Origin of the sequence: Oceanicella sp. SM1341 (assembly GCF_003448965.1) — a bacterium.
Classification (GTDB): domain Bacteria; phylum Pseudomonadota; class Alphaproteobacteria; order Rhodobacterales; family Rhodobacteraceae; genus Paroceanicella.
Map to the genome: position 1 here is coordinate 1 of NZ_QRGC01000072.1, position 2,472 is coordinate 2,472.

General features: G+C 66.9%; 3 protein-coding genes. All 3 read left to right on the top strand.

What is annotated here, in order from left to right; genetic code table 11:
- The first annotated feature begins 78 nt into the window (after positions 1-78).
- From D3P35_RS26915 to D3P35_RS25665, 3 genes are read left to right on the top strand one after another with little or no spacing between them, the layout of a single operon-like run.
- Positions 79-486 (top strand): transposase, encoded by a 408-nt coding sequence (locus D3P35_RS26915; protein ID WP_255418385.1) that lies wholly within the window; start codon positions 79-81, stop codon positions 484-486.
- Positions 480-833, top strand: a complete 354-nt coding sequence (gene tnpB / locus D3P35_RS25660) for an IS66 family insertion sequence element accessory protein TnpB (RefSeq protein ID WP_118138766.1) — start codon at positions 480-482, stop codon at positions 831-833. The genes D3P35_RS26915 and tnpB overlap by 7 nt, the downstream gene beginning before the upstream one ends.
- Before the next feature lie 54 nt (positions 834-887).
- A complete protein-coding gene (locus D3P35_RS25665; protein WP_118138767.1) occupies positions 888-2,444 on the top strand; it encodes an IS66 family transposase in 1,557 nt (518 codons plus the stop codon).
- Positions 2,445-2,472: the final 28 nt, after the last annotated feature.

Sequence of the window (2,472 nt, forward strand, 5' to 3'; positions counted from 1 at the left end):
GCGTCTGGGGCCCACGTTGTAGATGAGCTCTGGCGTTGCGAGGTGATACCCATCTCATGATGGGGAGTGCGTTTCGCAATGTGCGCGACAAATTCGTTTCTCAAATCTCTGGGCGTCGAGATCTACGCGTCGGGTCACCGGCGCTGGCCGGACGATGCTAAGGCTCGCGCTGTGGCAGAGACCCTGGAGCCGGGGGCGACAGTGAATGCGGTGGCCGGTCGGTATGGCGTCCGCCCGAACCAGCTCTCGGCCTGGCGGCGCCTGGCAAAGCACGGACAGCTGGTTCTCCCCGCCGAGGAGATCGGCGAGCCGGTCTTCGCGCCGCTGGTCGTTTGCGATCCGGCCGAGAGGAACGAGCCGACGAGCGCGACGCCCGAGCATATGATCCGGATCATCAGGGGAGCGATGCAGATCGAGCTGTCGCCCGACACGCCGGCAGATCGGATCGCCGCGATCGTGCATGCTCTGGAAGCAGCGACATGCTGATGCCGTCCCAAGGCGTCCGCATCCTGGTGGCGACGAAGCCGGTAGACTTCCGCAAGGGACATGATGGCCTGGCCGCCCTGGTGCAGTCGACCCTGGCCGAGGATCCGTTTACCGGGACGGTCTTTGTCTTCCGGGCGAAGCGTGCGGACCGGATGAAGATCCTGTTCTGGGACGGCAGCGGCCTCGTCATGGGCTACAAGCGGCTGGAAGAGAGCTCCTTCACCTGGCCCGCGATCCGGGATGGGGCGATGACGCTGAACCGCGCCCAGTTCGAGGCGCTGTTCGCCGGGCTGGATTGGCGACGGGTGCGGTCCCTGGAGGCGCGCCGCCCGGCTGTGGCAGAATGACTCGGGGGCGGGAAAGCCTGCCTGCCGAGGACGGGAGCAGGGTATGATCCCGCCATGTCCAACGCCCCATCCCTCGACCTGTCGGCCATTCCGGAAGACCAGCGTGAAGCTGTGCTGGCCGTGCTGCGTGAGCGCGATGCACTCAGGGAAGCCAACAAGCGCCTCGAGCATCTCGTCGCCGAGCTGAACCAGGTCGTGCATGGCAAGAAGTCCGAAAGGCTCAGCGAGGACGAGCGGCAGCTGGCCTTCGAGGACCTGGAAACCGCCGTCGCCGAGGTCGAGGCGCAGCAGGACGAAGAGGCCCCGGCCTCCTCTGGTTCGCGGCAGGCCAAGACCGCCCGGCGTAACCGAGGCAATCTGCCCGAGGGCCTCCCCCGGATCGAGCAGGTGATCGAGCCGGTCAGCCTGGACTGTCCGTGCGGCTGCGGCACGATGCACCGGATCGGCGAGGACCGGAGCGAGCGGCTGGACATCGTGCCGGCCCAGCTCCGCGTCATCGTGACGATCCGGCCCAAGTATGCCTGTCGTACCTGCGCCGAAGGGATCACCCAGGCTCCGGCCCCTGCCCACCTGATCGAGGGCGGGCTGCCAACCGAGGGCGCCATCGCGCATGTGCTCGTCGCCAAGTTCGCCGACCATCTGCCGTTGTATCGCCAGAGCCAGATCCTCGCGCGCTCCGGGATCGATCTTCAGCGCAGCACGCTCGCCGATTGGGTCGGCACCGCGGCCTTCCACCTTGCCCCGGTGGTCGATCGGCTCGCCGAGCATTTGAAGAGCTCGGGCAAGCTCTTCATGGACGAAACCACGGCCCCGGTTCTGGAGCCCGGGCGGGGCCGAACGAAGACCGGCTTCCTCTGGGCGCTGGCCCGAGACGATCGGGGTTGGGGCGGCGATGATCCACCCGGCGTGGTCTTCACTTACCACCCGAGCCGCGCCGGCGTGAACGCGGAGCAGATCCTGCAGGGCTTCGACGGCATCCTGCAGCTGGACGGCTATGCCGGCTACGATCGGCTGACGCGTCCCTCGCGCACGGGCGGCGCGCCGATCACGGTTGCACACTGTTGGGCACATGCGCGCCGAAAGCTGAAGGAAGTCTTTGACCGCGACGGATCGGAGATCGCCGCCGAGGGGCTGCGCCGGATCGCCGAGTTCTACCGTATCGAGGCCGAGATCCGCGGCATGGGTCCGGGACAACGCCTGTCGGCAAGACAGACACGCACCGCGCCGCTGGTGGCCGAGTTCGGCGAATGGTTGCAGCTCCAGCGCCGCCGGGTCTCCGCCAAGTCCCGCCTCGGAGAGAAACTCGCCTACATCCACCGGCAGTGGGGCGGGCTGCAGACCTTCCTGCAGGATGGCCGCGTCGAGATCGACTCCAATGCCGTGGAGAACCTCATCAGGCCGATCGCTCTGACGAGAAAAAACGCCCTCTTCGCCGGGCACGATGAAGGCGGCCGAACTTGGGGCCGTATCGCCTCACTTATCGCGACCGCGAAGATCAACGGCGTCGAGCCCTTCGCCTACCTGAAGGCGACGATGGAGGCCATCGCGGAAGGTCATCCAGCGCACCGGATCGACGAACTCCTGCCGTGGAACTTCAAGCCGTCAAGCTGAACTCCGGTGGGGCGCAGACGCCGCTTAC

Coding starts and splice junctions, on each gene's coding strand:
- tnpB (WP_118138766.1), top strand. CDS start 480: ATGCTGATGCCGTCCCAAGGCGTCCGCATCCTGGTGGCGACGAAGCCG.
- D3P35_RS25665 (WP_118138767.1), top strand. CDS start 888: ATGTCCAACGCCCCATCCCTCGACCTGTCGGCCATTCCGGAAGACCAG.
- D3P35_RS26915 (WP_255418385.1), top strand. CDS start 79: ATGTGCGCGACAAATTCGTTTCTCAAATCTCTGGGCGTCGAGATCTAC.